The organism is Streptomyces sp. NPDC006925, assembly GCF_042869575.1.
GTDB lineage: Bacteria > Actinomycetota > Actinomycetes > Streptomycetales > Streptomycetaceae > Streptomyces.
In genome coordinates, this window is record NZ_JBIAGB010000007.1 from 119,449 (window position 1) to 137,239 (window position 17,791).

Consider the following 17,791-nt stretch of genomic DNA (forward strand, 5'->3'; position numbering starts at 1 on the left):
GGGGTGAACGGGCCGATCCGGGCGGGCCTCATCACGGCCCGCCCGGACCGCCTCATCGCGGCCGGGTCGCCAGCTCCAGTTCCTGGAGGACCGAGTGGTACCCCCGGTTGCCGGTCGCGTGGTCGAGGCCGATCTCGCAGGTGCGGTTGGCCGACAGATACGTGTCGTAGGAGCGGCGGTTCACCTCCGCGGCCTCCCGGGCCGTCGCGGAGGCGGTCAGCTCCTCGTGCAGCAGGCCGCGATCACCCGCGAAGGCACAGCATCCCGCGTCGAGCGGCACCACGACCTTCTCGGCGCACGCCTCGGCCACCTCGCGCAGCTCCGCCTCGTCACCCAGGTGCCGCATGGAGCAGGTGGGATGGAGCACAGCCGAGGTGACCTTCCGCTCCACCGTGAGCCGCGGCAGCAGTTCGCGGGCGGCCCATACGAGGGAGTCGAGCACTGTCAGCCTCGCGTGCAGCTTGCGGTTGGCCGGTGTCAGGTACGGGACGACCTCTTCCGCCAGTCCCAGAGTGCAGGAGGACGCGTCGACGACGAGCGGGAGTTCACCCCCGTCGGTCCATCGCCAGGCGGCCTCCACCATGCGATTGGCCATCAGGGCGTTGCCCGCCTCGTAGCCCTTGGAGTGCCAGATCGTCGCGCAGCAGGTCCCGGTGACGTCCTCCGGTATCCACACCGGGCGACCGGCGCGGGCCGAGACGGTGACGAGGGCTTCCGGCAGCGACAGCCCGCGGTGGCCGTCCGGGTCGCCGAAGATGCGGTTCACACACGCCGGATAGTAGACCGCGGCGGCGTCCTGCCTGCCCGTCGCCGGGAGCCGCTTGGCGGCCGCCGCCGGGATCTCCGGCAGCCACTGCGGCACCAGGTCGGGGCGGACCGCCCGGCGGGCGGCACCGGTCGCGGCACCGAGCAACCGGTCGCCCAGATCTCCTCCCCGCCCGCGCACCCGGCGGCGGATCCGGTCCCCGGCGGCCACCGCGAGCCGGGCCGCGCGCTCCACCTGTGCGAAGTGCCGCGCGGTGCGCTCCGCGGCACGCTCCTCGCGCGGCGAGTGGCGGGCGTGCCGGAGGGTCTTCATCAGCGCCCCGGTGTCGATGCCGACCGGGCAGTCCAGCTTGCACGTGGAGTCGCCCGCACAGGTGTCAACGGCGTCGTAGCCGTAGCTGGCCAGCAGGTTCTCGCCGACGAGCGAGCCGGGGGCCTGCCGCGTCATCTCGCGGCGCAGTACGATCCGCTGCCGCGGCGTGGTGGTCAGATCCTCGCTCGGGCAGGTCGGTTCGCAGAAGCCGCACTCGATGCAGGGGTCGGCGGCCGCCTCCACCCCGGGGATGGACTTGAGGCCCCGCAGATGAGCCTGCGGGTCGCGGTCCAGCAGCACACCGGGCGCCAGTACCCCGGTCGGGTCCAGCAGCCGCTTCACCCGCCACATCAGCTCCGTCGCCGTACTGCCCCACTCCAGCTCCAGGAAGGGGGCGATGTTGCGGCCGGTGGCGTGCTCGGCCTTCAGGGAGCCGTCGAAGCGCTCCACGGTCATCCGGCAGAACGCGTCCATGAAGGCCGCGTAGCGCTCCACGTCGTCCGGCGCCGCCGCGTCGAAGGCCAGCAGGAAGTGCAGGTTGCCGTGTGCCGCGTGACCGGCGACGGCCGCGTCGAATCCGTGCTGCTCCTGCAGCTCCAGCAGCGCCTCGCAGGCTTCGGCCAGCCGGGAGGGCGGTACGGCGAAGTCCTCGGTGATCAGCGTGGTGCCCGCGGGACGCGAGCCGCCGACCGCGGTGACGAACGCCTTGCGCGCCTTCCAGTAGGAGGCGATCGTGGCCGGGTCGCGGGTCAGTTCGTTGGTCACGGAGGCGACCGGTGCGACCAGTTCCAGTCCGGCCAGCACCGCACGCGCCGCCTCCTCGCGCTGCTCGCGCACGGCGTCGTCGGGGGAGCGGAACTCCACCAGCAGGGCCGTGGTCTCCTTGGGCAGCTGGGCCCAGTCCTGCGGCACGCCGGAGACGCTGACGGAGGCGCGCAGCGTGTTCCCGTCCATCAGCTCCACGGACAGGGCACCGGCCTCGTTGAAGCGCGGCACGGCCGCGGCCGCCGCGGACAGCGACGGGAAGAAGAACAGTCCGGTCGAGGTGCGCCTGTGCAGGGGCAGGGTGTCGAAGACGAACTCGGCGAGGAAGCCGAGCGTGCCCTGGGAACCCACCATCAGCCCCCGCAGGATCTCCACCGGGGTGCTGCCGTCGAGGAAGGCGTCGAGCCGGTATCCGTTGGTGTTCTTCAGCTCGTACTTCGCCCGGATCCGGGCCACCAGCGCGGCGTCCGCCTCGATCTCCGCCTTGAGCGTCAGCAGTCCCGCGCACAGCTCCGGCTCCGCCTGTGCCAGCTTCTCCTCCGCCGCCGGGTCCGCCGTGTCCACGACCGTGCCGCTGGGCAGGACGCAGGTGAGCGAGGCGACCGTGCGGTAGGAGTTGCGCGTGGTTCCGGCGGTCATCCCGGAGGCGTTGTTGGCCACCACTCCGCCCACGGTGCAGGCGATGGCGCTGGCCGGGTCGGGGCCGATCAGCCGCCCGTGCCGTGCCAGCGCGGCGTTGGTGCGGAAGACGGTGGTACCCGGCCGGATCCGGGCCTGCTCGCCCTCCGCCAGCACCTCGACACCCGCCCAGTGTCGGCGGACGTCGATCAGGATGTCCTCGCCCTGGGCCTGCCCGTTCAGCGAGGTCCCCGCGGCGCGGAAGACGGCGTCCCGGCCGTTGTCCCGCGCGTACGCGAGCACGGCGGAGACATCGTCCACGTCCTCGGCCAGGACGACCACCTGCGGCACGAACCGGTAGGGGCTCGCGTCGGAGGCGTAGCGCACCAGATCGGACACCTTGCTGAGCACCTTCTCCGGCCCCAGCAGCCGCTCCAGGTCGCCGCGCAGCGGCTGGGGCGTGCCGTGTGCCAGCGTCTCGGGGACCCGGTCGGCGGCGGGGGAGTGGCCGGTGCCGGTCCGCGGGCGCAGCGCTCCGGCCTCGGGTTCGAGCAGCGGCATGGCATCTCCTGGGCGCACAGGGTTCGGGCGGGAGTGCGGACTTGTGTGTGGCACATGCTAGTTCCGCCGGTCGGCCGGGGCCGTGAGGGTCGTTCCCGCCGCGTAACGGTCATCGGCCGGTCCGCTGCGCAGCGCCGCGGGTGCGCAGCCGGAGCCGGAGGGCCTGCGCCACCGCGGTCGGGCCGGGCTTCCGCGGCCGGTGTCAGTGGCCGCCCTGGTCCGCGTCGAGCAGGGCCAGCAGTCGGCTGAGTTCGTCGCGCTGTGCGGCGGTCAGTGGCGCGAGCAGCTCTTCCGCGGCGCTCCTGCGGGCCCGGCGCAGTGCGGTGAGGGCCGTCGAGCCGCCTTCCGTCAGTTCGATGCGGATCACCCTGCGATTGGTGGCGTCGGGGGCGCGGCGCACCAGGCCGCGCTCCTCCAGCGCGTCGACCAGGCTGGTGACCTGCCGGGGCACCACGCCCAGCCGGGTGGCGAGGTCCGCCATCCGGGGCGGCTGCGGACAGTGCGCGACCGTGCGCAGCATGCGGCCCTGCGCGGGGGTGACCCCCAGCGGTGCGAAGTTCTGCCGATGCGCGTGGTTGATCCGCTTCGTCAGGTGCAGGAGCTGGTCAGCCAGGTCTGAGGCGCGTTCGGCGGAGGGGTGGTGGACCATGTCCGGCAGGTTATCAGGATGTAGGTCATTGTGAACATAGGTAACGATGAACTATGCTCCATGAGCCTCGGCGCAGTCCGCCGAGCGCGCCCGAGCCGGCGGAACGGCTCCGCCCCCGGGCAACACCCCCGAGTACCGAGGAGCCCCTTGCACCGTGAAGTACCCGGCTGGACGCCGTCACCGCAGGAAAGCCCGACGCCGCGGGAGCAGCCCGCGCAGGTGCGCCGCATCCTGCGGCTCTTCCGCCCCTACCGTGCCCGCCTGACCCTGGTCGGCCTCCTGGTGGCCGCCTCCTCCCTGGTCTCCGTCGCCTCGCCGTTCCTGCTGCGCGAGATCCTGGACGTCGCCATCCCCCAGCAGCGCACCGGGCTGCTCTCGCTGCTCGCTCTCGGCCTGATCGTCACCGCGGTCGTCACCAGCGTCTTCGGTGTGCTCCAGACGCTCATCAGCACCACGGTCGGCCAGCGCGTCATGCACGACCTGCGCACCGGGGTGTACGCCAAGCTCCAGCAGATGCCGCTCGCCTTCTTCACCCGGACCCGGACGGGCGAGGTCCAGTCCCGCATCGCCAACGACATCGGCGGGATGCAGGCGACCGTCACCTCGACGGCGACCTCGCTGGTCTCCAACCTCACCAGCGTGGTGGCCACCATCGTCGCCATGCTCGCGCTGGACTGGCGGCTCACGCTCGCCTCCCTGGTACTGCTGCCCTTCTTCGTCTGGGTGAGCCGCCGGGTGGGGCGGGAGCGCAAGCGCATCACCACCCAGCGGCAGAAGCAGATGGCCGTCATGTCCGCGCTCGTCACCGAGTCCCTGTCGGTCAGCGGCATCCTGCTCGGCCGCACCATGGGCCGGGCCGACTCGCTCACCAGGAACTTCGCCGGTGAATCCGAGACCCTGGCCGACCTGGAGATCCGTTCCCACATGGCCGGGCGCTGGCGGATGTCCACCATCGGGATCGTGATGTCCGCGATCCCCGCACTGCTCTACTGGACGGCGGGCATGCTCACCCACTTCGGCGGGCCCGCCTTCTCCATCGGCACCCTCGTCGCCTTCGTCACCCTCCAGCAGGGGCTGCTGCGCCCCACCGTCTCGCTGCTCACCACGGGCGTGGAGATGCAGACCTCGCTCGCGCTCTTCCAGCGCATCTTCGAATACCTCGACCTGCCCGTCTCCATCACCGAGCCGCGCCGCCCCGTCCCGCTTCCGCAGGTCCGCGGGGAAATCCGCTTCGAGAACGTGGACTTCACCTACGACACCCGCCCGCCGGGCAGCCCCGCACGCGACGGCGGCCACACCCTGCGCGGTATCGACCTGACCGTCCCCGCCGGCAGCAGCCTCGCGGTCGTGGGGGCAACCGGTTCGGGCAAGTCCACCCTCAGCTACCTGGTGCCCCGGCTCTACGACGTGACCGGAGGCCGGGTCGCCCTCGACGGGGTCGACGTACGGGACCTCGACTTCGCGACCCTCTCCGGAGCCGTCGGCGTGGTCTCCCAGGAGACCTACCTCTTCCACGCGACGGTCGCCGACAACCTCCGCTTCGCCCGGCCGGACGCCACCGACGAGGATCTGCGCGAGGCGGCGACCGCCGCGCAGATCCACGAGCAGATCGCCGCGCTGCCGGACGGCTACGACACCCTCGTGGGCGAGCGCGGCTACCGCTTCTCCGGCGGCGAGAAGCAGCGGCTCGCCCTCGCGCGCACCATCCTGCGCGACCCGCCGGTACTCATCCTGGACGAGGCCACCAGCGCACTCGACACCCGCACCGAGCGCGCGGTCCAGGAAGCCGTCGACGCACTCTCGGAAGGGCGCACCACGCTCACCATCGCGCACCGCCTCTCCACCATCCGCGACGCCGACCAGATCGTCGTCCTGGACGGCGGGCGGATCGCCGAGCGCGGCACCCATACCGAGCTCCTCGCGGCGGAGGGCCGGTACGCCGCGCTGGTCCGGCGCGACAGCCGGACCGCGGACGCGGCAGTGAGCAGTTGACCGGCGGGCAACAGCGGGCGGCCGGCCCGGAGACGGCGGTGGACGATCCCCGCCGGGACACCGGCGAGCGGGAGCCCGGCGGGGGCGCCCGCCGCGGACCCCCTCACCGGTAGAGCAGATAGGGGCGCCTGGCCCGCTCGAAGTCGCGCACCTCCGCCCGCCAGGCCCCCGTGATCGTCTCCAGGCTCCGGCCCGCGTCCAGCATCTCCCGCAGCCGGGAGGAGCCCGACAGCTTGTCGATCCAGAAGGGCCGCTTCGGATCGGCGTCCTCACGCCAGGCGAATTCGTCGTACCGCATCGCCTCCCGCAGCATGGCCACTGCCGTCGGCACGGCCTGGTAGCGGGCGGGGTCGGTCACCAGGAGCTGCACACCCGCGCAGGTCCTGCCCTGGTGCTTGCTGAACGTGGGGACGAAATAGCCCTCCCGGAAGCGCACCCCCTCCAGTCCGAGCCCGTTGAGCCGGTCGCTGTAGTGGTGGTCCAGGAACGGGGCACCGATGAACTGGAAGGGCAGCGTGGTCCCGCGTCCCTCCGACAGGTTGGTGCCCTCGAAGTACCCGGTGCCCGCGTAGGCGGTCGCCGTGTCGGGAGTCGGGACGTTGGGGGACGGCGGCACCCAGGCCAGCCCCGTCTCCTGCGCCGGGGTGCGCGGCGACCAGCCCCGTACCCGGACGACCTCCAGCTCCACCCGGCCGCCGTCGCCCTCCCGGGGCAGCAGCTCGCCGTTGAAGTAGCGGGCCAGCTCACCGACCGTCATACCGTGCTGCTGGATGATCGGCTTGAGCCCGACGCCGGAGGCGAACTCGGGCGTCAGCAGCGGACCGTCCACCCTGCGGCCGATCGGGTTCGGCCGGTCCAACACCACGAACGACGCCCCGATCTCCCGCGCGGCGACCATCGCGTGGTACATCGTCCAGATGTAGGTGTAGAAGCGCACCCCGACGTCCTGGATGTCGAAAACGACCGTGTCCACCTCAGCCTTGCGGAACAGGGCGGCCAGTTTCGCACCGTCGGCCCCGTAGGCGTCGTAGACCGTCAGCCCCGTGCGCGGGTCCTCGAACTCGGGCTCCGACCCGCCCGCCTGCGCGCTGCCCCGGAATCCGTGCTCCGGGCCGAAGACACCCGCGATGCGCAGCTCCTTGTGCGCCGCCATCGAGTCGACCACGTGCCGGGCGTCCCGCAGCACCCCGGTCGGATTGCTGAGGACGCCGAGCTTCCGGCCCCGCAGCGTGCGCCAGCCCTCGGCGGCCGCCGCGTCGGCGCCCGGGATCACATGCGGCGTGCGGTGGCCGCCGCCGGGACGGGAGGATTCCGCGGCGGCGGACGGGGCGAGCAGCGGTGTGCCGAGGGTGGCGGTGGCGCCACCGGCCAGCAGCGAACGGCGCGAGGGTGCAGCGGTCATCGGGGACCGTCCTTCCGGCGTTCAGGAGTGCAGCGGGCGGTGGGGCAAGCTAATACGAACTCGGGAGCACCGACCAGAGGGCGCGCAGCGGACAGCCGTGCCGCGGCGCCGTTCGGGGCCCGGACCGGATCACCGGCATGCGCCCCGCCTGGCGCCGCGCCAGGATGGGGCCATGCCCACCCACATCACCCTCGTGCAGGGGGACATCACCGAACAGGACGTCGACGCCGTGGTCAACGCGGCCAACTCCTCCCTGATGGGCGGCGGAGGCGTGGACGGAGCCATCCACCGCAAGGGCGGCCCGGAGATCGTCGCCGAGTGCCGCAGGCTGCGCGCCGAACGGTACGGCAGCGGCCTCCCCACCGGCGCGGCGGTCGCCACCACGGCGGGACGGCTGACGGCACGCTGGGTCATCCACACGGTGGGCCCGGTCTGGAGCGGGCAGGAGGACCGCTCGGAGCTGCTGGCCTCCTGCCACCGCGAGTCGCTGCGGGCCGCTCGTGAACTCGGTGCCCGGACGATCGCGTTCCCCGCCATCTCCACGGGTGTCTACCGCTGGCCGCTGGACGACGCGGCACGTATCGCGCTGCGCACCCTGCGGGCCGAGGGCGAGGGCTTCGCCGAGGTGCGCCTCGTGCTGTTCGGGCAGCCCTCGTACGACGCCTTCCGCGCGGCCTTCTGAGCCCCGGTCAGCTGCCCTGCGGGATCAGTTCCGTCGCGCGCAGCGCTGCCGCCATGGACAGCGGATCGCCGCCTTCCACGCCGGCCGCCACCTCCAGCGCGGTGTCCGCGAACTTGATCGCGTGTTCGTCGCCGTGGGCCGCCGCACGGGCGAAGACCTCCTGCGGGGCGGGCGGGGTGCTGTCCGGGACCGGCGCCGCCTGCACGGGCGCGTACACGGCTGTGACGGCCGCGCTCGCGGCCCAGGCGGCGTCGGCACTGGGGGCCCACAGGTGGGGCGGGAGCGCGGGCAGGGTGCGCAGCACCGCGTTGGGCGCGGTGGCCGCGTGCACCAGCATGACGGGCGAGCCGTGCGCGTGGGTGGCGTACCGGTGGGTGGCGGCGCGGACGATCTCCCGCAGGTCGGCCCGGGCCGTGTCGGCATCGGTGGCGCCGTCCGCGGCGACCGCGTCCGGTCCGGGGCGCCCCGCCTGCGGCCGATGGGGCAGCGCGGTGATGCGCGCCAGTCGTTCGCGGATACCGCCGCTCCGGTCGGCGATCAGCGGGACGGCTTCGAGCCCCGCCGCCGCGGTGGGGTGCCGCGGCAGCAGGTCGATCTCCGGCAGTGTGCTGTGCCGGGCCGCCCAGTAGCCGAGCGCGTGCGCCAGCTCCGCCAGCCGCGGGGCACTCGGCGGGCCGTCCGCGAGCAGCACCCGTACGGCGTGTCCGGTGCGGATCACCGGGTGGGTGGCGCCCGCGGAGATGCCCGGCAGCAGCCGCGGCCACCACAGGGCGAGCACGTCACGCCAGGGGCGTTCCTCCACTTGGCGGGCGAAGTAGCCGATCCAGTCCCCCAGCCGCCGCGAATCCCCCAGCGCCTCGGTCCAGTTCTCAGCGGTGACCCGTGTGCGCTGTCCGGGCAGGTCCTCCAGCTTGTCCCGGTAGTCGTCGATCCAGCGGTGCACCGACGGAGCCCGACCGTGCCGCACCAGCGCTTCCACCGCCATGGGGGCGTGGTTGCTGAGCCAGCCCTCCCGTTCGGGCCCGCTGGCGTGCAGGCGTGCGAAGGCCTCGTCCAGGGTGCCGGTCGGGTCGCCGCCGCTCGTGTTCTCTCTCGTCGATTCCATGCCCAAGGACGTTACGAGCGGGCCCGGCGGCCGGTATCGGACGCGGGGTGGAACCCGGCCGCGGCGAAGGGCCTAGGCTCGCGGTCCCGGGAGAAGCGGGTCGCGGTCCGACGGCGGGACGGCCCCGATGCCCCCGGGCACGACGGGCCCAGGAGCCCCCGGCCCCCCGGGCACGACGGGCCCAGGAGCCCCGGCATCCCGGGCACGACGGGCTCGGCAGCCAGGAGGCCTCAGGACCGACGGCCCGAGCGGGCCAGCCACCGGCCGTCCCTGCGGGAGACCTCGACGGGGCGGCCGAAGCACTGCGTCAGGACCTCACCGCTCAGCACCTCGGGTGCGGGGCCGCACGCAGCGGTTCTGCCCTCCCGGAGCAGCAGCGCGTGGCTGGTGCTCGGGGGAAGCTCCTCCAGATGGTGGGTGACCGTCACGGTCGCCAGGGACGGGCGGTCGGCGGCCAGTCGGCGCAGCGCGTCGATCAGGTCCTCGCGCGAGGGCAGGTCGAGCGCGTTGAAGGGCTCGTCCAGCAGCAGCAGCGAGGGCGCGGGCATCAGGGCGCGGGCGATGAGCACCCGGGCGCGCTGGCCCCCCGAGCACACCCCGAAGGGCCGCTCGACCAGTTCCTTGCAGTCCAGCTCCGAGAGCAGGTCGCTCGCCAGCCGCCGGGTCGCGTCGTCGTACTTGCGCCACAGCGGCTGCACCGTGCCCGTCGCCCCCGTCAGTACGACCGTGTGCGCCGTGGCGTCCTGCGGCACACGCTGCGCGGTGGACACATGGCCGATGTGTGCGCGCAGTTCGCGCACATCCACCCTGCCCAGCCTGTTGCCCAGCACTTCCACGCTGCCGGTGGTGGGGTGCAGCACGGCGCCGAGGAGCTTCAGCAAGGTGGTCTTCCCGGCGCCGTTGGCTCCCAGCAGCGCCCAGTGCTCCCCGGCCCGGACCGACCAGTCGATGCCGTCGAGGATGAGCTGGTCCGAGGCCGAGCGGCGGACACCGACCCCCTGGACCGAGGCGACCTGGCTGGGTGCGGGCTGGTTCACGGGGCCTCCCGGTCCTGCTGAGCGGTGGGTGCGCACGGCGCGGCGCGCTCCTGTGTGCCGTGCGGCCGACCAGACTAGCTGTACCGTGCAGCGGATTGCGCGAGTGTCTCACCGCCGCCGCTGGTCAGCGGTTCCCCGTGCCCGAAGCAGACGGTCTCGACCCCCTCGTCAGCCGCCAGCGCGGACAGCCGCAGGAACGCGGCCGCCGTACGGGCCCGGTCCAGGTTGAACACGCCCGGTACGGGCCCTTCTGCGAGCCGGGCGACCGTGTCGCCGGTGAACAGTGTGCGGTGCTCGGGCAGCAGCACCGCGATGCTGCCCTCGGTGTGTCCGGGCACCGACAGCACGGTGGCGCCGCCGCCGCCGAAGTCCAGCAGGTCGCCCTCCGCCACCTCCCGGTCGACCCGGCAGGGCGGCGCGGGGCGCCGCCGCCGAAGTCCAGCAGGTCGCCCTCCGCCACCTCCCGGTCGACCCGGCAGGGCGGCGCGGGTGGTACCGCGGGCGCGTCGGAGGTGCTGCCGAAGGGGGCGTGCACCTGGTCGAAGAGAGCACGCTCCCACTCCGGCGCCCCCGCCATGTCCGGTGGCGGGGCGGGCACCCGGCCGCGGATCACGGGAGCGTCCGCGCGGTGTGCCACCACCTCGGCCCCGTACCGTCTCGCCAGCTCGGCGGCCGAACCGGTGTGGTCGGGGTGGAAGTGGGTGAGGACGATCCGGCGCAGCCGCCCGGAGCCGGCCCCGCAGCCGCGTACGGCCTCCGCGAGCGCGTCGGCGCTGCCGGGTGGACCGGTGTCGATGAGCGTGATCTCGGCACCGTCCTGCCATAGATAGGCCTGGCCGACGGGGAACGGGACGACGTGCAGCGAGGGACGCACTGTTCGGGATTCCACGGTGGCACCGTAGGCGGCCCGGGGCGCCGCCTGCGCGGCGTTACGCCCCGGGCTGAGCGGTTGCGCGTCCGGCGAAACCCCGCCCGGTGAACCTCGTCCGGTGCCCCTCCCCGCCCGGCGACCCCGTCCGGCAACGTTGTCGGACGGGATCGCTGCCGGTGCGGTCAGCTGCCGCGGATCGCCTGCCGGTAACGCCCCACCGGCGGCAGCCAGCACAGTACCGCCGCGAGAAGCGCCAGTGCTGCGGCGATCAGGCTGGTCGTGTACGGCCCCGCAGGCGCCGCGTCCCGAAGGATCAGCAGGTGCGGGAAGGCTGCTCCGCCCACCGCCAGCACGGTGAGCAGGACCCGGGTCCACAGGGTGCATCTGCTGCCGACGAACAGCCCGGCCAGCAGCAGGGCGAGAGCCATGGCCAGGGCGATCGCGGCCCGCGCCGACATGGTGCTCTGCCACTCGTTGACGACGTCGTCCCATGCGGTGCGGGACATCTCCGCGACATCGGCCGCATCCGTGCCCGCGGGCAGGCCGACCGCCGTCGGGTCGCTGTCCACGGCGTTGCGGACGTTCCGGTCCGCGAGGTCCTTGCCGCCGACGTACACCAGCAGCGCACCGACGGCGCCGGAGAAGGCGGACAGTGCGGTGGCGGCCAGCAGGGCGACCACGAGGCCCGGCTTCCGCACCGGTTGCCCGGCCGGGTGCTCGGAGTCCGGGAAGCCGGACGGCGTACCGGTGCGGGGGGCGGTCTGGGGGTGGCTCACGTGCGCGAACTCCTTGCGGAAATACGGGATATGGAACGAACGGTTCGACCCTTGCACGGCAACACCTGCTCGAACCAGCGCTTCCGGTAAGGAAATCGGATAACAGTGCGGTCGAACTCCGCGGTAATACAGGGGAGTTACGTCCGTGAGAACAGCGGGCGACCGGTGCGCGGCCGGTCAGCTCCGTGCGGCTCCGCCGTCCGCCGCCTGCCGCCCGTCCGCGGACACCAGCACCACGTCCAGCGTGCGCGGTCCGTGCACGCCCTCCACCCGGTCGAGTTCGATGTCACTGGTGGCGGACGGTCCCGAGATCCACGTCTGCGGCCGTGCCGGATCCAGCCGCTCCAGAGCCTGCGGTACGGAGTCCACGACCTGCTCCGGCACCCGCACCACACACACGTGATGGTCGGGGACCAGTGTGATGCGCCGCCGCCCCTGGTCCCGGGAGCCGTCCAGGACCAGGGTGCCGGTCTCGGCCACCGCGACCGCGCACCCGGTCACCACACTGTCCACCGCGTCCAGCGCGAATGGGGTGAGTGCCGCCGTGTCCCGCAGATGCTCGATCCCGTCCGGCAGCCACTCCTCGGGGACCCCCGGAGGAGTCACCGCGCGGCGCGACCCCCGGCGCAGGAGGAGCCCTGCGACGGCCTCCGGCAGCCCGTCGGGAGTGCTGTGGTGCACCTGCGCCCGGTAGTCCGCCAGATGGACGGCGAGCAGCCGTGCGGCCTCGGCCGGGGAACGCCGGCCGTGGACGTGCAGATAGTCGCGGGCGACCGGCGCCTGCTGCGGCAGCTCTCCGCGCGGTACGTCGGCCAGCGCCCGGCGCACCCGTCCGAGTACCGTCTCCCGGCTGCTCACCACGGGCCCTCCCGGGGCCCGGTGCGGCCCGCCGAGCCGGCTGCTCCGGTGCCCCCGTCCGTGGTGTGCCCGGCGGTGCTCCCGGATGCGCCGCCCGCCGTGCCGCGGGTGCGCCGCCACCAGTCGCGGAACGGCTCCGCCGGCACAGTCGGCACCTCCCGGGTGTCGCTCCAGGCGCGGCCGGGCCCCGGCAGCCGGCGTGGCACCAGACGCCGCGCCCGCGCGGCCATCCGCTCACCGGCACGCAGCGCACGCGGATGGTCGAACGTCCAGGAAGCCGCCCGCATGGCGGCACGCTCCGCCGCGTGTCCCCTGGCCGGCCGCACCGTCGTGCGCTCCCCGCGCACGGTGGCGGTGCCACCCTGGACGACGCGCTCCCGCAGGTGCACCAGCACCTCGGGGATGTCGATGGCCACCGGGCACACCTCGTAGCACGCACCGCACAGCGACGACGCGTACGGCAAGGAGGCGTCCAGCCCGGTCTCCATGCTGTCGAGCTGCGGCGTCAGGATCGCGCCGATGGGCCCCGGGTAGGGGGAGCCGTACGCGTGTCCGCCCGCGCGCTCGTACACCGGGCACACGTTGAGGCAGGCCGAGCAGCGGATGCAGCGCAGCGCCTGCCGGCCCACCCGGTCCGCCAGTGTGTCGGTGCGCCCGTTGTCCAGCAGCACCAGATGGAATGCGGCGGGGCCGTCGCCGGGTGTGATACCCGTCCAGGTGGAGGTGTAGGGGTTCATCCGCTCCGCCGTGCTGGAGCGCGGCAGGAGTTGCAGGAAGACCTCCAGGTCCTGCCAGGTGGGGATGACCTTCTCGATGCCGGCCACCGAGATCAGTGTCTCGGGCAACGTCAGACACATCCGGCCGTTGCCCTCGGACTCGACGACGACCAGCGTTCCGGTCTCGGCGACCAGGAAATTCGCTCCGGAAACGCCCACCTTGGCTCTCAGGAACTTCTCCCGCAGGTGCAGCCGGGCAGCCTCCGCCAGATCGCCGGGACGGTCGCTGAGCGCGTCCGGCGCAGGCCGGCCCCAACGCTCCATCCGCTCCCGGAAGATCTCGCGGATCTCGGAGCGGTTCCGGTGGATGGCGGGCACCAGGATGTGCGAGGGGCGGTCGTCGCCCAACTGGACGATCAGCTCCGCCAGATCCGTCTCGTAGGCCGAGATGCCCGCCTGCTCCAGCGCTTCGTTGAGGCCGATCTCCTGCGTGGCCATGGACTTGACCTTGACGACTTCGCGCTCCCCGGTCTCCCGTACGAGGCGCGTGACGATCTCGTTGGCCTCCTGTGCGTCGGCGGCCCAGTGCACCGTGCCGCCCGCGGCGGTGACCGCGGTCTCCAGCTGTTCGAGATAGTGGTCCAGATGGCGGAGCGTGCGGTCCTTGATCTGTGCCCCCGCTGTCCGCAGTGCGGACCAGTCGGCCAGTTCCGCCACGGCGCCCGCGCGCTTGTCGCGGATCGTTCGGGTGGCATGCCGGAGGTTGCCGCGCAGCCGTTCGTCCACGGCGGCCACTGCCGCAGCCTCCGGGAACGGCGGCATGCCCAGATAGGTGACGCTCACCGGACCCCTCCGTCCCTCGTCCTGCCCGTGCGGCCCGCTGCGGCGGCCGGGCCCGGCCGTGCGGCCGCGCGTCCGCCGCTCACCAGGGTGACTCCTCGGTACTCGCCAGGATCTCCGCGAGATGGACGGGCCGAACCTGCGAGCGTTCCCGGGAGAGCAGGCCGCCGATGTGCATCAGACAGGAGTTGTCCACCGTGCACACCGACGCCGCGCCGCTCGCCCGGATGTGGTGCGCCTTGTCAGCGCCCATCGCCGAGGAGACGGCCGGGTTCTTGACCGCGAACGTGCCGCCGAAGCCGCAGCACTCCTCGGCGCTCGCCAACTCGCGCAGCTCCAGCCCCTTCACCCGGTCCAGCAGGGCGCGCGGCCGGCCGCCCAGGCCGAGCACCCGCAACCCGTGGCAGGTCGGATGGTAGGTGACGGTGTGGGGGTAGTACGCACCGACATCGGTGACCCCCAGGACGTCCACGAGGAACTCCGTCAGCTCGTAGGTGCGCGGCACGACCCGGTCTGCTGCCGCGGCAAGCCTGCCGCCCCGCCCTTCGGCCGCCGCTCCGGCTCCGATGCGCGGGTAGTTCTCCCGCACCATGGCCGCGCAGGACCCCGAGGGGACCACGATGTGGTCGTAGCCGGCGAAGGCGGAGGCGTACCGGTGCACCAGGGGCTCGGTCGCGTGCCGGTATCCGGTGTTGAACTGCGGCTGGCCGCAGCACGACTGCGCCTCGGGGAAGTCCACCCGGACGCCGAGCCGCTCCAGCAGCGTCACCACGGCCCGTCCCGTGCGCGGGTAGAGCGCGTCGTTGACGCAGGTGACGAAGAGCGCTACGCGCACGGCGACTCCCTTCCGTCCTGGCGGTGCCGGCCGGTGGGATGCGCGCCAGCGGCGCGGCGCGCGGCAGCCCGCTCCCACGACGAGCGATCACCTCCGGGGTCATACTGTCGCAGCCGCACGCTGTCGCGCACCAGGGCGCGCAGTGCGGGCAGCGGCCCCGTCACCGCTCCGGCGGTACGGGCCTGGACCAGCAGGTTCCCGTACGCCGCCGCCTCCACGGGACCGGCGACCACGGGCAGTCCGCAGGCGTCCGCCGTCAGTTGGCACAGCAGCGCGTTGCGCGCTCCGCCGCCCACCAGGTGCACCGCCTCCACCTCGACGCCGGCCAGCCGCCGCGCGTCGAAGACCGCGTCGCGGTGCGCGAGGGCGAGCGAGTCCAGCACGCAGCGTGCCGTCTCGGCCGGATCGCGCGGGACCGGCTGGCCGCTGCGTGCGCACGCAGCGGCCAGCCGCCCGGGCATCCGCCCCGGCCGCAGGAACTCGGACCCGCCCACGTCCACGACCGACCGCAGGCCGGGCACCCGGGCGGCCGACCGCAGCAGCGGATCCAGCTCCTGCGGTGTGCCCTCCGCCGCCCAGCTGTGCAGGCACTCCTGGAGCAGCCAGAGCCCCATGACGTTGCGCAGATAGCGCACCCTGCCGTCCACCCCCAGTTCGTTGGTGAAGTTCGCCGCCCGGCTCTCCTCGGTCAGCACCGGCTCGGTCAGCTCGACCCCGGCCAGGGACCAGGTACCGGTGGCCAGATAGGCGAAGCGCTCACCGAGGGCGGGCACGGCGGCGACGGCGGACGCCGTGTCGTGCGCGCCCACAGCCGTCACGGGCACCGGACCGCGCAGCCCGGTCTCGGCGAGCACATCGTCCAGCAGTTCTCCGGCCGGGTCCCCCGGGGAGCGCAGCGGGGCGAAGAGGCCGAGGTCCAGCCCGACCGCCTCGGCGACTGCCGGGGACCAGTTCCCGGTGCGGGGGTCGAGGAACTGGGTGGTGGAGGCGGCGGTGAGCTCGGTACCGCACGTGCCGGTGAGCCAGTAGGAGACGAGATCGGGGACGAGCAGCATCCGGCGGGCCGCGCGCGCCTGAGGGCTGCCGCGGGACGCGGTCCACTGGTACAGCGTGTTGATGGGCATCCGCTGGACACCGGTGTGCGCGTACAGCTCGGCGGCCGGCAGCACCGCCTCGACCTCGTCCGGCGCGTTCCGGGTGCGTGTGTCGCGGTAGTGCACCGGATTGCCGAGCAGCGCCCCGTCCGCGTCCAGCAGGCCGTAGTCGACGCCCCAGGAGTCGATGCCCACGGATGCCGGACCGGCCGCACCGGTGGCCGCCGCCACGGCGCGCAGCCCCTCCAGCACGCCCCGGTGGATCCTCAGCATGTCCCAGTGGAGGGTGCCGAGCACCCGCACCGGCCGGTTGGCGAACCGGTGCACTTCCTCCAGGTCGAGTCGGCCCTCCCGTACCCGGCCGAGCATGACGCGGCCGCTGGAGGCGCCCAGGTCGACGGCGGCGAAGACGTCCCCGCAGGCCGTCGTCGCCCGGCGCGGACCCGGGTCAGCGGGCGGCATGGGAGCCGCGTGGCTCGTACGGTGTGCCGCGCTGCTCCGGCCCTCCGGAAGGGCGGTGCGGGTGCCCCTGCGTGCGGTGCGCTCCGCCGGACGTCCGCGGAGTCCGGCAGCCCCGGCGCGGGCGCCGGGGCCTCACGCGCCCCACCCTGCCGGCCGGCCTCCCGCACGGTCGTGGACGATCCGCTCCGCCCATCCGGACGCCGCGTAGGCCGCCACGGGGTCGCGGTCGGCACCCAGTTCCTCGCGCATGTCGGCCAGCAGCGGCCGCACATCGGTGTCGTAGGCGTCCATCAGCACCGCGTGGGCGCCCAGCACGTCTCCCGACTCCTGCGCCTCCCGCAGCGCCTCCCGGTCCACCAGCAGCGCCTTGGCCGTCGCCTCCTGCACGTTCATCACCGAGCGGATGACGGCGGGAATCTTGGGTTCGATGTTGTGGCACTGGTCGAGCATGAAGGCGATCGCGGGGTCGCCCTCCGCGCTCTCCGGCGTGCCCGGCAGGCCGCCGCCGGCGCGTACCTCGTACATGATGCGGAAGAGCTGGAAGGGATCGGCGGCCCCGGCCATCAGGTCGTCGTCCGCGTAGAAGCGGGAGTTGAGGTCGAACGCGCCGAGCTTCCCCTCGCCCAGCAGGAAGGCGACGATGAACTCGATGTTGGTGCCCGGTGCGTGGTGTCCGGTGTCCACGCACACCCGGGCCTTGGGGCCGAGTTTGAGGCAGTGCGCGTAGGAGGTGCCCCAGTCGGGTACGTCCGTGGCGTAGAAGGCGGGCTCGAACAGCTTGTACTCCAGCACCAGCCGCTGGTCCGGGCCCAGCCGTTCGTAGACGGCCCACAGGGCTTCCGCCAGCCGTTCCTGGCGGGCCCGCAGGTCATCCTGGCCCGGGTAGTTGAGACCGTCGGAGAACCACAGCTTCAGGTCGCGGGAGCCGGTCGCGTCCATGATGTCGACGCACTCCATCAGATGCTCCAGTGCCTTGCGCCGTACCGCGGGCTCCGGATTGGTGACGGAACCGAGCTTGTACTCCTCCTCCTGGAAGACGTTCGCGTTGACGGTTCCCAGCCGCAGTCCGCGCTCCCGGGCGTGGCCTGCGAGGGCGCCGAAGTCGCCGGTGAGGTCCCAGGGGATGTGCAGGGCCACCAGGGGGGCCACACCGGTGTGCCGGTGTACCTGGGCCGCGTCGTCCAGCTTCTCGTGGACCGTGCGGGGGACGCCGGGCTGCGCGAAGACCTTGAAGCGGGTCCCGGAGTTCCCGTACGCCCATGACGGTGTCTCGATCCGCTGTGCGCGCAGCGCGGACGTCAGGCGCGCGGGGTTCGGCTCAGACATACGGCTCCTCGAATGGACGCGGCGCTGGACGGCTGCCGGGACCCGGAGCGTCCGGGGTCCTCGGGCGACGGCAGGAGCGGGTGCTGGCTAAAAACGATTCAAGCCTCTGTTCCCGGGAACGTAG

14 protein-coding genes and 1 pseudogene are annotated in these 17,791 nt (G+C 73.3%); 2 read left to right on the top strand and 13 right to left on the bottom strand.

Translation table 11 applies throughout. The annotated features are described in order from the left end of the window. Positions 1-52: 52 nt before the first annotated feature. Both ACFYNS_RS12565 and ACFYNS_RS12570 read right to left on the bottom strand, forming a co-directional pair. Positions 53-3,022, bottom strand: a complete 2,970-nt coding sequence (locus tag ACFYNS_RS12565) for an FAD-binding and (Fe-S)-binding domain-containing protein (RefSeq protein ID WP_388602482.1) — start codon at positions 3,020-3,022, stop codon at positions 53-55. A gap of 202 nt (positions 3,023-3,224) precedes the next feature. Next, positions 3,225-3,671, bottom strand: a complete 447-nt coding sequence (locus ACFYNS_RS12570) for a MarR family transcriptional regulator (RefSeq protein ID WP_360289430.1) — start codon at positions 3,669-3,671, stop codon at positions 3,225-3,227. Between the two features lie 147 nt (positions 3,672-3,818). Here ACFYNS_RS12570 and ACFYNS_RS12575 point away from each other — a divergent pair, with 147 nt between their 5' ends. Further along, complete coding sequence (locus tag ACFYNS_RS12575) at positions 3,819-5,663, top strand: ABC transporter ATP-binding protein (protein WP_388602485.1); 1,845 nt, start codon at positions 3,819-3,821, stop codon at positions 5,661-5,663. A gap of 103 nt (positions 5,664-5,766) precedes the next feature. Here the strand turns inward: ACFYNS_RS12575 and ACFYNS_RS12580 are convergent, their stop codons facing one another. Continuing rightward, positions 5,767-7,065, bottom strand: coding sequence for a DUF1343 domain-containing protein (locus ACFYNS_RS12580; RefSeq protein WP_360289426.1), 1,299 nt, complete (start codon positions 7,063-7,065; stop codon positions 5,767-5,769). Between the two features lie 172 nt (positions 7,066-7,237). On the opposite strand from ACFYNS_RS12580, the gene ACFYNS_RS12585 reads away from it, so the two are divergent. Further along, positions 7,238-7,747, top strand: a complete 510-nt coding sequence (locus ACFYNS_RS12585) for an O-acetyl-ADP-ribose deacetylase (protein ID WP_360289425.1) — start codon at positions 7,238-7,240, stop codon at positions 7,745-7,747. A 7-nt stretch (positions 7,748-7,754) separates the two neighbouring features. Here the strand turns inward: ACFYNS_RS12585 and ACFYNS_RS12590 are convergent, their stop codons facing one another. The 10 genes and pseudogenes from ACFYNS_RS12590 to rhaI all read right to left on the bottom strand — a co-directional run bounded on the left by ACFYNS_RS12590 (position 7,755) and on the right by rhaI (position 17,667). Beyond that, a complete protein-coding gene (locus ACFYNS_RS12590; RefSeq protein ID WP_360289423.1) occupies positions 7,755-8,852 on the bottom strand; it encodes a questin oxidase family protein in 1,098 nt (365 codons plus the stop codon). 230 nt (positions 8,853-9,082) lie between these two features. Then, complete coding sequence (locus ACFYNS_RS12595) at positions 9,083-9,889, bottom strand: ATP-binding cassette domain-containing protein (protein WP_360289421.1); 807 nt, start codon at positions 9,887-9,889, stop codon at positions 9,083-9,085. Between the two features lie 74 nt (positions 9,890-9,963). Beyond that, complete coding sequence (locus tag ACFYNS_RS12600; RefSeq protein WP_388602489.1) at positions 9,964-10,281, bottom strand: MBL fold metallo-hydrolase; 318 nt, start codon at positions 10,279-10,281, stop codon at positions 9,964-9,966. A 101-nt stretch (positions 10,282-10,382) separates the two neighbouring features. Next, a pseudogene (locus ACFYNS_RS12605) lies at positions 10,383-10,994 on the bottom strand (MBL fold metallo-hydrolase); the annotation flags it as partial. Then, positions 10,943-11,536, bottom strand: a complete 594-nt coding sequence (locus ACFYNS_RS12610; protein ID WP_360289417.1) for a hypothetical protein — start codon at positions 11,534-11,536, stop codon at positions 10,943-10,945. The pseudogene ACFYNS_RS12605 and the gene ACFYNS_RS12610, both read right to left, overlap by 52 nt. A 177-nt stretch (positions 11,537-11,713) precedes the next feature. Beyond that, a complete protein-coding gene (locus ACFYNS_RS12615) occupies positions 11,714-12,394 on the bottom strand; it encodes an LUD domain-containing protein (protein ID WP_360289415.1) in 681 nt (226 codons plus the stop codon). Further along, on the bottom strand, positions 12,391-13,953 hold the full coding sequence (locus ACFYNS_RS12620; protein ID WP_360289482.1) for a lactate utilization protein B: 1,563 nt from the start codon (positions 13,951-13,953) through the stop codon (positions 12,391-12,393). Before ACFYNS_RS12620 ends, ACFYNS_RS12615 begins: the two co-directional genes overlap by 4 nt. Positions 13,954-14,032: 79 nt before the next feature. After that, entirely contained in the window at positions 14,033-14,785 is a 753-nt protein-coding gene (locus tag ACFYNS_RS12625; RefSeq protein ID WP_388602492.1) for a (Fe-S)-binding protein, read from the bottom strand. Beyond that, a complete protein-coding gene (locus tag ACFYNS_RS12630) occupies positions 14,776-16,341 on the bottom strand; it encodes a rhamnulokinase family protein (protein ID WP_388602494.1) in 1,566 nt (521 codons plus the stop codon). Before ACFYNS_RS12630 ends, ACFYNS_RS12625 begins: the two co-directional genes overlap by 10 nt. Before the next feature lie 132 nt (positions 16,342-16,473). Next, positions 16,474-17,667 carry an L-rhamnose isomerase gene (gene rhaI, locus ACFYNS_RS12635; RefSeq protein WP_360289409.1) on the bottom strand — a complete coding sequence of 398 codons (1,194 nt, stop codon included), beginning with the start codon at positions 17,665-17,667 and terminating at the stop codon, positions 16,474-16,476. Between the last annotated feature and the right edge of the window lie 124 nt (positions 17,668-17,791).